This is a genomic window from Salmonella sp. 5800 (assembly GCF_046558195.1).
GTDB classification, from domain to species: domain Bacteria; phylum Pseudomonadota; class Gammaproteobacteria; order Enterobacterales; family Enterobacteriaceae; genus Salmonella; species Salmonella enterica.
In genome coordinates, this window is the sequence record NZ_JBGDOX010000004.1 from 308,353 (window position 1) to 320,870 (window position 12,518).

Sequence of the window (12,518 nt, forward strand, 5' to 3'; positions counted from 1 at the left end):
CGTTAAAGTTCAAAAATGTTCGTTATCGAACATAATAGCAAAGAAATGCGCTATTGGTAACATCGAAAAAACATTTTAGAGTGATATGTATAACATTATGGCGTTAAGCTACTCCGTCAACGTACACTGGGCGATAAAATGCCTTAATTGGCTTCACCGGCAACAATGAAAGAGCGATTCATGGAACAATTTGAATGTATCACTGTAGAAGAGGCGTATCAGAAACTGCACCAGGGCGCGGCGGTGCTGGTCGATATTCGCGATCCACAAAGTTATGCCATGGGTCATGCGCCGCAGGCGTTTCACTTGACTAACGATACTCTGGGCGCGTTTATGCGTGAGCATGGTTTCGATACCGCCGTGATGGTAATGTGCTATCACGGCAACAGTAGTAAAGGCGCCGCGCAGTATCTGCTCCAGCAAGGCTATGATGCGGTTTACAGCATTGACGGCGGGTTTGAGGCCTGGCATCGCCGTTTCCCTGCCGATGTCGCGAATGGCGCGTAATCCCATAAAGATGCAGCCTCCGACGAGAAGGGTATATATACTGTCTTCTTTTGTATGGACTAAGCGACAGCAATAATGTTGATGATTACTTCCTTTGCGAATCCTCGCGTGGCGCAGGCATTTGTTGATTACATGGCCACCCAGGGCGTCATTCTTACTATTCAGCAACATAATCAAAGCGATATCTGGTTGGCAGATGAATCGCAGGCCGAACGTGTGCGGGTCGAGCTGGCGCGGTTTATAGAAAATCCCGGCGATCCGCGTTATCTGGCGGCTAGCTGGCAGTCCGGGCAGACGAACAGCGGACTGCGCTACCGCCGTTTTCCCTTTCTCGCCACGCTGCGTGAACGAGCCGGCCCTGTTACCTGGATCGTGATGCTCGCCTGCGTGCTGGTCTATATCGCGATGAGTCTCATCGGCGATCAGACGGTGATGGTGTGGCTGGCGTGGCCGTTCGATCCGGTTTTAAAATTTGAAGTCTGGCGCTACTTCACCCATATCTTTATGCACTTCTCACTGATGCATATTCTTTTTAACCTGCTGTGGTGGTGGTATCTCGGCGGGGCGGTAGAGAAGCGCCTGGGCAGCGGTAAATTAATCGTCATTACGGTAATAAGCGCGCTGCTAAGCGGCTATGTACAGCAGAAATTTAGCGGCCCGTGGTTTGGCGGGCTGTCTGGCGTCGTCTATGCGCTGATGGGTTACGTGTGGCTGCGCGGAGAGCGCGATCCGCAAAGTGGAATTTACCTCCAGCGCGGCTTAATTATTTTTGCATTATTGTGGATAGTCGCTGGTTGGTTTGACTGGTTTGGCATGTCTATGGCGAACGGCGCGCACATCGCCGGGCTTATCGTCGGTTTAGCGATGGCCTTTGTTGATACGCTGAATGCGCGAAAACGAACGTGAGGCGTATCCGGCCTGTGGTCGAGATATTTTTCCAGGCCGGGTAGGGCGAATGCCGCTATCCGGCGCAAGGTTGGTTACTTTCAGAGATTATTCATGAAACAAACACAACGGCATGACGCGATCATTGAACTGGTGAAAAAACAGGGGTACGTCAGTACGGAAGAGCTGGTGGAGCATTTTTCTGTCAGCCCGCAAACCATTCGTCGGGATCTTAACGATCTGGCGGAACAGAATATGATTTTGCGCCACCACGGCGGCGCGGCGTTGCCCTCCAGCTCGGTGAACACGCCGTGGCACGATCGTAAGGCGACGCAAACGGAAGAAAAAGAGCGCATCGCTCGCAAAGTCGCGGCCCAGATCCCCAATGGTTCAACGCTGTTTATTGATATCGGCACGACGCCGGAAGCCGTAGCGCACGCCCTGTTAGGGCACAGTAATTTGCGGATCGTGACCAACAATTTGAACGTAGCGAACACGCTAATGGCGAAAGAGGATTTTCGTATTATCCTCGCCGGCGGTGAACTCCGCAGCCGCGACGGCGGCATTATTGGCGAAGCGACGCAGGACTTTATCGCCCAGTTCCGTCTCGATTTCGGCATTCTCGGTATTAGCGGTATTGATAGCGACGGCTCGTTGCTGGAATTTGACTACCATGAGGTACGCACCAAGCGCGCGATTATCGAAAATTCGCGCCATGTGATGCTGGTGGTGGATCACTCTAAATTTGGCCGTAACGCGATGGTAAACATGGGCAGCATTAGTATGGTCGATGCGGTCTACACCGATACCCTGCCGCCGCCGGGCGTGATGCAGGTGATTGCCGACCACCATATTCAATTAGAGCTGTGCTAAAGAGACTGTCTTATCAGGCCTACACTCTGCGCGTGATCGTAGGCCTGATAAGCTCATCAGGCACACGTCAAACCCCGTACCCCATCATCTTCAGCAACTGCTGCGCGTGCTGTACCGCGTCCTGACGGTGCGCGACGCCGAGTTTCTGGTAGAGGTTGCGGATATGCGTCTTAATGGTGGTCGCGGCCACCGCCAGTTCGCCGGCAATCTGTTCGTTGCTGTAACCGGAATAGATAAGCCCTAACACCTGCCATTCACGCTGGGTGAGCGGGCTGGTGCGAATAAGCTCCGGGACATCCGGATGGTTAAGCAGGCGCTCGACGAAGCCTTCGTCAAAATGGGCGAATTTATGCCGGTGATGTTGGTTAATCTCTCGCAGGATGCGCTGCGCGCGATGCTGCTCCATCTCCGGCAGCGTATTGAGCTGGATAAGCTGACGCAATTGTTGCGCCATGGCTTCGCCTTCAATCACAAAATGGCTGATAAATCCGGTGCGGTTGGCGAGCTGTAAGGCATCAAGCAATACGCGCTGGGCGTCGTTTTTCCGCCCGGATTGCCAGTAAAGCTGATTGAGTAACAGCAGATTGCGGTTTAAATCGCTCATTAAGCGCAGGCTACGGGCATTCTCATTTAACTCTTCCAGCACGATTTCCGCAGGCTCGAATTCGCCCAGCAGGATCTGCGCGCGGGCGATATTCCGCCATTGCCCTTGCAGAAAATGGTTATTGGCAAACGCCGGTTTGGGCGTATGACGTAACCAGTTGGCGGCGGATTTTTTGTCGCCGGTTAACTGCCAGTAAATGACACGCACCTTATCGGCGTTAGAGATCCAGTCGCAGTGATAACGACCATTGCCTAATAAATTTTCCAGTCGGTTAAGCTGACTACGGGCATTATCCAGATCGCCGCGCGCCAGCGAGCACTGCACCAGTAACGTCAGGCACTGCAACTGTTGTTGCGGCTGGAAGGTGGACAGCACAGCGATACCGCTGCGCGCCGAGGCCTCCGCTTCGTCAAGGCGCGCCCACGCCCACAGCAATTGCGCGCGGATACGTACCAGAAACTCATGCATCGGCAGTTGTTCCAGATGTTGCTCTTTGATCAACTGGAAGGCTCTCTCCTGCGTTTCCCATGCGGCCTGCAGGAATCCCTGGGCGAACTGAATTTCGCTTTGTTGAATTAAGCTCCACAGCGCGTAATGCCAGACGTCATGATGGCGCGCCATTTGTTCGGTTTGCTGCATCAGCGATAAAGACTGGCTGAGATCGCCTTTACAGTGCAGCACTTCACCGTGAACGGAGGTCGCGACAATGCGGCTATAAAACCAGGCGAGAGGAAGCTCATCCAGCGCCAGTTTCGCCAGCCGCTCTGCCTCTTCCGGATTGCCGTCGTTGATGGCGACCTGAGCGCGCAGCGCGTTAAATTCAGCATGTAGCGTGCCGTCCATGACCCCTTTGATCTCTTGCTCGGCGCGCGCCAGCAACGTATTCACTTCGCTGTAGCGGTGTTGGCTTTGCATCAGCCAGGCCTGTAACAACACCAGCCGCGGATTTTCCAGCAGGCTTTCCCACGGCAGCGCTTTTAATGACTCTTCCAGCAGCGCCAGTTCACTGTGATTAAACAGCCCCCACGCATGATTAAGCAGGATATCGCGCAGCATTTGCGCGTCACCCGCCGCCAGCGCATGATGTATAGCTTCGCTGGGAAAACCTTGTTCCATCCAGCTTTCTGCGGCCGCGCGGTGGATCTCCGGCAGTTCCGCCGCCAGTTCCCACTGGCAACGCTGGCGCAGAAAGCTACCAAACAACGGGTGATAGCTAAACCACTCGCCCGTGTCGTCCATGCGTTGTAGGAATAACCCCTGGCGCTCAATCTCCTCCAGCCGCATCTGGCCGTTTTCTTCGCCGGTCACGCGTACGATCAACGCGTCATTCATTGAGCGTAAGATCGCGCTTTTAAGTAAAAAATGTCGGGTGCTGACATCCACGTTATCCAGTACTTCGTCCACCAGATAATCAGAAAGGTGGCTGGCATTAATCCCGGCAAGACGGCGGGCGGAGTGATGCGCAGAGGTATGGTTCTGGCGCGCGGAGAGGGCGATCAACTGTAGCGCAGTGGCCCAACCGGCCACATCGTCGCACATGCGGCTGCTCTCAGCGGCTTCAATGGGCGACGAAAGACGACGGTCAAAAAATTGCTTTGCTTCCTGATGGTTAAAAGCCAACTGCTGGCTACCGATTTCCAACAGCTGATCGCGCACGCGCAGATTAGCGATGCCCAGTTGCGGCAAATTACGCGATAACACCACCAGGGTGAAATTTTCCGGCTGATGCCGTAAGAAAAAGCGCATCGCGTCGTGAATCACCGGATTGGTAATCAAATGGTAGTCGTCAATCACCAGATAAAGCGGGCGATGCCATTGCGCCAGTTCAATAAAGAGCTGCGCGAAGAGGGACGTCAGGCTGGCGTACTGACGTTTTTGCGCCATCGCTTCGCTGGTAGAGCAGTGTCCGCCGGTGGCCTGTTGGATTGCGGCAATTAAGTAACTGGCGAACCGCTCTTGCTGGTTATCGCCTTCGTCGAGAGAGTACCAGCCTAATTCATTTTTGCCCGCCGCCCACTGTGAGACAAGCGTGGTTTTCCCATAGCCAGCAGGACTGGTTACCAGGGCGAGCCTGAAATTGTTCGCGCCGGAAAGTTTAGCCAACAGCCGCTCACGAACCACGGTATGGTCGAGACGAACCGGACGACTTAATTTAGACGGAATCAACATAGCAATCACTTCACTGTGGGAAATGGGGGGAACTGCGATTTTTTTTGCGCTTCGTAATTAATAGATATAAGGTCGGCCAGAAAGCATTTTAATGCAAGCTAAGCAGACTTTTTATGTGTCTGAATTTGCACTCTGTCACAATTCTAAATAACGGTATTAAAAAAGTATTCGGCGCGGTTGAAACGAGCGTCAGCGCTGGGCTGAGGTCATATTTCCGTTATTGTAAATAATGTCCTGGACATCATCCGGATTTAACACAATGGCGATACCAGGCGTTTAATTAATTATGTTTAGTTAGTGAATCTCCCGCCGCTGAATATTTCAGGTAAGAAACTATTTTGGCGTTCATATAATCTTCGAAAATATCCCTTCGCGATTTACTGTTATTTCTGTTTATTCATTTGATTATGCGTAACACTGGGTGTCGTTGACAGGAATCGGCGCGTTTATACAGGGGTAAGTGGCGGCGATCACACTTTTATGCTCATCCCCGCTCCTCCTCCCTCCCTAATCATTGCCGGGAGGAGGAAGGTCAACATCGAGCCTGGCAAACTAGCGATAACGTTGTTTTATTACCCGAGGACGGATTTCCTATGTCACAGCCAACCTTCAATAAAGATCAATTCCAGGCCGCCCTGACGCGTCAGTGGCAGCGTTTCGGTTTACTGTCGGCGTCCGACATGACGCCTCGTCAGTGGTGGCAGGCCGTTAGCGGCGCGCTGGCGGAATTACTGAGCGCGCAACCGGTAGCGCAGCCGACGAAAGGCCAGCGTCATGTGAACTACATTTCGATGGAGTTTTTGATTGGCCGCCTGACGGGAAATAACCTGTTAAATCTGGGGTGGTACCAGGACGTTAGCGATGTGCTGAAAGCGCACGATATTAATCTGACCGATCTGCTGGAAGAGGAAGTCGATCCGGCGCTCGGCAACGGTGGTTTGGGTCGTCTGGCCGCCTGTTTCCTCGATTCGATGGCCACCGTCGGGCAGTCCGCTACGGGCTATGGTCTGAACTACCAGTATGGGCTGTTCCGTCAGTCATTTGTTGAAGGCAAGCAGATGGAAGCGCCGGATGACTGGCATCGCGGCAGCTATCCGTGGTTCCGCCACAACGAGGCGCTGGACGTCCAGGTTGGGATCGGCGGTAAAGTCACCAAAGAAGGGAGCTGGGAGCCAGGTTTTGTGATTACAGGCCAGGCCTGGGATCTGCCGGTGTTAGGCTATCGTAACGGTGTCGCGCAACCGCTGCGTTTGTGGCAGGCGACCCACGCGCATCCGTTTGATCTGACCAAATTCAACGACGGCGCTTTCCTGCGGGCGGAACAGCAGGGTATCGATGCGGAAAAATTGACGAAGGTGCTTTATCCCAACGATAACCACACGGCGGGCAAAAAACTGCGCCTGATGCAGCAATACTTCCAGTGCGCCTGCTCGGTAGCGGATATTCTGCGTCGCCATCATCTGGCCGGACGCAAACTGCATGAGCTGGCGGATTATGAGGTCATTCAGCTAAATGATACCCACCCGACTATTGCCATTCCGGAACTGCTGCGCGTGCTGATTGACGAGCACCAACTGAGCTGGGATGACGCCTGGGCTATCACCAGCAAAACCTTCGCCTACACCAACCACACTCTGATGCCGGAAGCGCTGGAGTGCTGGGATGAGAAGCTGGTGAAAGCGCTGCTGCCGCGTCATATGCAGATTATCAAGCAGATTAACGATCGCTTTAAGACGCTGGTCGATAACACCTGGCCTGGTGATAAGCAGGTATGGGCAAAACTGGCGGTGGTGCATGACCGTCAGGTGCGCATGGCCAATATGTGCGTGGTCAGCGGCTTTGCGGTCAACGGTGTGGCGGCGCTGCACTCCGATCTGGTGGTGAAAGATCTGTTCCCGGAATATCACCAACTTTGGCCGAACAAATTCCACAATGTCACCAACGGCATTACGCCGCGTCGCTGGATCAAACAGTGCAATCCGCAGCTTGCGGCGTTGCTGGATAAAACGCTGAAAAAAGAGTGGGCTAACGATCTCGACCAGTTGATCAACCTCGAAAAATACGCTGACGACGCCACATTCCGTCAGCAGTATCGCGACATCAAGCGGGCGAACAAAGAACGGCTGGTGAAATTTATCCAGGCCCGTACCGGGATTGAGATTTCGAGCCATGCGATTTTTGATATTCAGATCAAACGTCTGCACGAGTACAAGCGTCAGCATCTGAATCTGTTGCATATTCTGGCGCTGTACAACGAGATTCGCGAAAACCCGCAGGCTGATCGCGTACCGCGCGTATTCCTGTTTGGCGCGAAGGCGGCGCCGGGCTATTACCTGGCGAAGAACATCATTTTTGCTATCAATAAGGTTGCGGAAGCCATTAATAACGACCCGGCGGTGGGTGATAAGCTGAAGGTGGTTTTCCTGCCGGATTACTGCGTCTCGGCGGCGGAAATGCTCATTCCGGCGGCGGATATTTCAGAGCAAATTTCTACCGCCGGGAAAGAGGCGTCCGGCACCGGCAACATGAAACTGGCGCTGAACGGGGCGTTGACTGTGGGAACGCTGGACGGCGCTAACGTTGAAATCGCTGAGAAGGTGGGTGAAGAGAATATCTTTATCTTTGGCCATACTGTGGAAGAGGTCAAGGCGCTCAAAGCCAAAGGCTACGATCCGGTGAAATGGCGTAAAAAAGACAAAGTGCTGGATGCGGTGCTAAAAGAGCTGGAAAGCGGTCAATACAGCGATGGCGATAAACATGCCTTTGACCAGATGCTGCATAGCCTCGGCAAACAGGGGGGCGATCCGTACCTGGTCATGGCGGACTTCGCCGCTTATGTCGAGGCGCAAAAGCAGGTGGATGCGCTGTATCGCGACCAGGAAGCGTGGACGCGCGCCGCGATCCTCAATACCGCGCGCTGCGGTATGTTCAGTTCCGATCGCTCTATTCGCGATTATCAGGCCCGTATCTGGCAGGCAAAACGCTAAGGGAGCGCGATGGAAAATAAACGTCTCGATAGTGCCGCGCTGGCGGCGGGGATCAGCCCCAGTTACATCAATGCTCATGGCAAACCGCAGTCTATTGGCGCTGAAACCAAGAGACGTTTGCTGGCGGCGATGCACGGCACGACAACAGGACCACAGGCGGTCGTGCCGAATGTGAAGGTTTATACCGCGGGTAAAAAAATGGCGTTGCCGGTAGAGGGGCGCGGTGAGTTTGCCTGGCTGCTGACTACGGAAGAGGGCATGCATTACAAAGGGCGCGTGACGGGCGGTAAAAAACTTAACCTTCCGGCTACATTGCCGGAGGGCTACCACACCCTGACGTTGACCCAGGATGAACAGCGTACGCACTGCCGGATTATCGTCGCCCCGCCGCGATGCTATGAGCCGCAGGCGCTGCTGGAAGGGAAAAAACTCTGGGGGGCCTGCGTCCAGCTTTATACTCTGCGTTCAGAAAAAAACTGGGGTATTGGCGATTTCGGCGATTTGAAGTCGATGCTGGTCGATGTGGCGACACGCGGCGGCGCGTTTATCGGCCTGAACCCGATCCACGCGCTTTATCCGGCGAATCCGGAGAGCGCCAGTCCCTACAGCCCCTCGTCTCGTCGCTGGCTGAACGTGATATATATCGACGTCAACGCCGTCGAAGATTTCCGCCTGAGCGAAGAGGCGCAGGCATGGTGGCAAATGCCCGCCACACAGCAAAAGCTGCGACAGGCACGCGATGCGCAATGGGTGGATTACGCTACCGTTACCGCGCTGAAAATCACGGCGCTGCGGATGGCGTGGACGCGGTTTGCCGCTCGCGACGATGCGCAAATGGCGGAGTTTCGTCACTTTATCGCCCGCGAAGGCGAGAGCCTTTACTGGCAGGCGGCATTCGACGCGCTGCATGCGTATCAGGTAAAAGAGGATGAGCAGCGCTGGGGCTGGCCAGCCTGGCCGGAGGCGTACCAGTCGGTAGAGTCTCCCGCTGTAAAACAATTCTGTGAAGCGCACCGCGAAGAGGTGGAGTTTTACCTCTGGCTTCAGTGGCTGGCCTGGCGCCAATTCGCCGCCTGCTGGGATACCTGCCAGAGTTTTAAACTACCGATTGGTCTGTACCGCGATCTGGCGGTTGGCGTAGCGGAAGGCGGCGCGGAAACCTGGTGCGACCGGGAGCTGTACTGCCTGAAAGCATCTGTCGGCGCGCCGCCGGATATCCTCGGCCCGCTCGGTCAGAACTGGGGGCTGCCGCCAATGGACCCGCATATCATTGTCGCCCGGGCGTATGAGCCCTTTATCGACCTGCTGCGCGCCAATATGCAAAACTGCGGCGCGTTGCGCATTGACCATGTCATGTCGTTGCTGCGTCTGTGGTGGATACCGTATGGCGAAACCGCGGATCGCGGGGCATATGTTCAGTATCCGGTTGACGATCTGTTGGCTATTCTGGCGCTGGAGAGCCAACGTCACCGCTGTATGGTGATAGGCGAAGATCTGGGGACTGTGCCAGTTGAGATTGTCGGCAAGCTGCGCGATAGCGGGGTCTATTCTTATAAAGTGCTGTGGTTTGAAAATGACCTTGAGAAAAACTTCCGCGCGCCAGGCGCATATCCGCAACAATCGATGGCTGTCGCCTCGACGCACGATCTCCCCACGCTGCGCGGCTATTGGGAATGCGGTGACCTGACGTTGGGCAAAGCTCTGGGGCTTTATCCGGATGAAGTGATTCTGCGCGGGCTGTATGAGGATCGCGAGCGGGCGAAACAGGGGCTATTGGACGCGCTACATAAATATGGCTGTCTGCCAAAACGCGCCGGGCATAAGGCATCGTTAATGTCGATGACGCCAACGCTAAATCGTGGACTTCAGCGCTATATCGCCGACAGTAACAGCGGTCTGTTGGGGCTTCAGCCGGAGGACTGGCTGGATATGGCCGATCCGGTTAACGTACCGGGCACCAGCGATCAGTATAAAAACTGGCGGCGGAAGCTCACCGCCACGCTGGAGCAGATGTTTGCCGATGAGGGCGTAAACAAGCTGATTAAGGATTTGGATAAACGCCGAAAAGCGGCCGCGAAGAAGAAGTAATAAAGCCGGGGATTTCCCCGGCTTTATGATGGTGAGAGCACTTAGGCCTGATAAGCGCAGCGCCATCAGGCAATCCTGGCGCACATTGCTGCCTTATCCGGCCTACAAGCCGCCTCGCTTAAACCACCATACCCAGTAGCAGACAGCCGATCAGGCCGCAGACGGAGATGATCGTTTCCAGCATCGACCAGGATTTAATGGTCTCGCCGATAGTCAAATTGAAATACTCTTTGAACAGCCAGAAGCCTGGATCGTTAACGTGAGAGAAAATCACGCTCCCGGAACCGACCGCGATAACCATCAGTTCAGGGCTAACGCCGGTAGTGGCGATCAGCGGCGCCGCAATGCCGCCTGCGGTAATCGCCGCGACAGTCGCGGAGCCCAGCGCGATACGCAGCACCGCCGCGATAGACCACGCCATCAACAGCGGAGAGACATTGGTTTCATGCATCATTGAAGCGATGTATTTATCCACGCCGCTATCGACCAGCACCTGCTTGAACGCGCCGCCGCCGCCGATGATCAGCAGCATCATGGCGATAATTTTGATGGAAGAGACCAGCGTATCGTTAATCTGATCCATGGAACGTCCGCGGTTCAGGCCAAAGGTGAACATCGCAATCAGTACGGCAATCAACGTAGCCATGACCGGGTCGCCCAGGAACTCGGCAACGGGCAGGAAAGCGTGGCCTTTTGGCAGAATCATCTCGGCAACCGCACGCATCGCCATCAGAATCACCGGAACCAGCGACGTCCAGACGCTGACGCCAAAGCCCGGCATCTCTTCTTCCGTAAAAGTTTTCGCGCTGTACAGGCCTTCCGGGATCGGCTTATCGATGCCTTTCAGAAAACGGGCGTAAACCGGGCCGGCAAGGATCACGGTCGGGATCGCCAGAATCGTACCAAACAGCAACGTTTTACCCATATCAGCATGGAAAATCGTGGCAATCGCGGTTGGGCCCGGGTGCGGCGGTAGGAAGCCGTGTGTGACGGAGAGCGCCGCGGCCATCGGCACGCCGACGTACAGTAACGGGATATTCGCCGCTGCGGCAATGGTGAATACCAGCGGCAGCATCAGAACAAAGCCCACTTCATAGAACAGAGCGAAGCCGACGGTAAAGCCGGTTAACACTACGGCCCACTGAATATGCTTTTTACCAAATTTCGCGATCAGGGTAGTGGCGATACGTTGAGCGCCGCCGCAGTCGGCAAGCATTTTGCCCAGCATGGCGCCGAACCCCATAATCAGGGCCAGACTGCCAAGCGTACCGCCGACACCGGCTTTGATGGAGCCGATGACTTTATCCAGCGGCATTCCCTGCATCAACCCGACAGCGAGCGCTACCAGGACAAGGGCGATAAATCCGTTCATTTTGAAGCGGATCATCAGAAGAAGTAACAAGATAACACCGATAGCAACGATGACTAATGGCATGATTTACCTGGCCTTTACTTTGTTATGGGTAACGTCATTGTTTCGACGACAAATTCCTGTTGTTCCCGACGGGAACAGAGTCGCAATAGCACCAATACTGATTACCGTTGAAACGAATGAGCGTAGTCAGATGTTATATGGATGTTAGGTGCCCATAAGAATGATACGGGTAACATATGGGTGTTGAAAATGACCCTGGCAGGCAAAATTTAAATTATGAGACACAGGTCATGTTATCGGCGAAAGAAGAAGGACCATCGTTCTGAGATGTGGCTGATGGCGCAGAATGGCGGCGTAGACGCCTTATTCGGCCTACGGTGGCGCAGACAAGGCCCGACAGGCGCAAGCGCCATCGGGCATGGATGCGGGGAAAATCTTAGTAGTATGAGTGCTCGCCGCGCTGGTGTTCGGTCAGATCGCGAACCCCTTTCAGTTCCGGGAATTCATTCAGCAACTGTTTCTCGATCCCTTCTTTCAGCGTGACGTCAACCATCGAGCAACCGTTACAACCGCCGCCAAACTGCAGAATTGCATAGCCTTCATCGGTAATTTCCATCAGCGAGACGCGACCGCCGTGGCCCGCCAACTGCGGGTTAATCTGCGATTGCAGAGCATATTCCACGCGCTCCATCAGCGGCGCGTCATCGGCCACTTTGCGCATCTTCGCGTTTGGCGCTTTCAATGTGAGTTGAGAACCTAGCTGGTCGGTCACGAAATCAATTTCCGCGTCTTCCAGATAGGGCGCGCTCAGCTCGTCGACATAAGCGGTCAACAGGTCAAATTTCAGTGCAGTATCGGTGGCTTCTACGGCGTCGGGCGGACAATAAGAAACGCCGCACTCTGCGTTAGGAGTGCCGGGATTAATGACAAATACGCGGATTTGCGTCCCTTCTTCCTGATTTGCCAGCAGTTTGGCAAAGTGCGCTTGTGCAGCATCGGAAATACGGATCATAGTAATGGCCTAATAGTT

The 12,518-nt window shown here is 54.5% G+C and carries 8 protein-coding genes; 5 read left to right on the forward strand and 3 right to left on the reverse strand.

From position 1 onward, the window contains the following. Nucleotides 1-180 precede the first annotated feature (180 nt). From glpE to ACLJZ5_RS10765, 3 genes are all read left to right on the forward strand, one after another. A complete protein-coding gene (gene glpE, locus ACLJZ5_RS10755; protein ID WP_000434523.1) occupies nt 181-507 on the forward strand; it encodes a thiosulfate sulfurtransferase GlpE in 327 nt (108 codons plus the stop codon). A 75-nt stretch (nt 508-582) separates the two neighbouring features. After that, nucleotides 583-1,413, forward strand: a complete 831-nt coding sequence (gene glpG, locus ACLJZ5_RS10760) for a rhomboid family intramembrane serine protease GlpG (RefSeq protein ID WP_000928702.1) — start codon at nt 583-585, stop codon at nt 1,411-1,413. Nucleotides 1,414-1,506: 93 nt separating this feature from the next. Then, entirely contained in the window at nt 1,507-2,265 is a 759-nt protein-coding gene (locus ACLJZ5_RS10765) for a DeoR/GlpR family transcriptional regulator (RefSeq protein WP_000815084.1), read from the forward strand. Nucleotides 2,266-2,332: 67 nt separating this feature from the next. Here the strand turns inward: ACLJZ5_RS10765 and malT are convergent, their stop codons facing one another. Beyond that, the gene (malT, locus tag ACLJZ5_RS10770) at nt 2,333-5,038 is read right to left on the reverse strand and encodes an HTH-type transcriptional regulator MalT (RefSeq protein WP_000907030.1); all 2,706 of its coding nucleotides are present in this window, start codon (nt 5,036-5,038) and stop codon (nt 2,333-2,335) included. A 593-nt stretch (nt 5,039-5,631) separates the two neighbouring features. On the opposite strand from malT, the gene malP reads away from it, so the two are divergent. Both malP and malQ read left to right on the forward strand, forming a co-directional pair. Continuing rightward, on the forward strand, nt 5,632-8,025 hold the full coding sequence (malP, locus tag ACLJZ5_RS10775; RefSeq protein ID WP_024797715.1) for a maltodextrin phosphorylase: 2,394 nt from the start codon (nt 5,632-5,634) through the stop codon (nt 8,023-8,025). A 9-nt stretch (nt 8,026-8,034) separates the two neighbouring features. Beyond that, nucleotides 8,035-10,113, forward strand: coding sequence for a 4-alpha-glucanotransferase (gene malQ, locus ACLJZ5_RS10780; RefSeq protein WP_024797714.1), 2,079 nt, complete (start codon nt 8,035-8,037; stop codon nt 10,111-10,113). Between the two features lie 118 nt (nt 10,114-10,231). Here malQ and gntT read toward each other — a convergent pair whose 3' ends face one another. Continuing rightward, on the reverse strand, nt 10,232-11,548 hold the full coding sequence (gntT, locus tag ACLJZ5_RS10785; protein WP_001131741.1) for a gluconate transporter: 1,317 nt from the start codon (nt 11,546-11,548) through the stop codon (nt 10,232-10,234). Between the two features lie 376 nt (nt 11,549-11,924). Beyond that, complete coding sequence (nfuA, locus tag ACLJZ5_RS10790; protein ID WP_000619387.1) at nt 11,925-12,500, reverse strand: Fe-S biogenesis protein NfuA; 576 nt, start codon at nt 12,498-12,500, stop codon at nt 11,925-11,927. Nucleotides 12,501-12,518: the final 18 nt, after the last annotated feature.

What these genes read in the sequence shown, in the direction of transcription:
- glpE (WP_000434523.1), top strand. Translation starts at nt 181, where the DNA reads ATGGAACAATTTGAATGTATCACTGTAGAAGAGGCGTATCAGAAACTG.
- glpG (WP_000928702.1), top strand. Translation starts at nt 583, where the DNA reads ATGTTGATGATTACTTCCTTTGCGAATCCTCGCGTGGCGCAGGCATTT.
- ACLJZ5_RS10765 (WP_000815084.1), top strand. Translation starts at nt 1,507, where the DNA reads ATGAAACAAACACAACGGCATGACGCGATCATTGAACTGGTGAAAAAA.
- malT (WP_000907030.1), bottom strand. Translation starts at nt 5,038, where the DNA reads ATGTTGATTCCGTCTAAATTAAGTCGTCCGGTTCGTCTCGACCATACC.
- malP (WP_024797715.1), top strand. Translation starts at nt 5,632, where the DNA reads ATGTCACAGCCAACCTTCAATAAAGATCAATTCCAGGCCGCCCTGACG.
- malQ (WP_024797714.1), top strand. Translation starts at nt 8,035, where the DNA reads ATGGAAAATAAACGTCTCGATAGTGCCGCGCTGGCGGCGGGGATCAGC.
- gntT (WP_001131741.1), bottom strand. Translation starts at nt 11,548, where the DNA reads ATGCCATTAGTCATCGTTGCTATCGGTGTTATCTTGTTACTTCTTCTG.
- nfuA (WP_000619387.1), bottom strand. Translation starts at nt 12,500, where the DNA reads ATGATCCGTATTTCCGATGCTGCACAAGCGCACTTTGCCAAACTGCTG.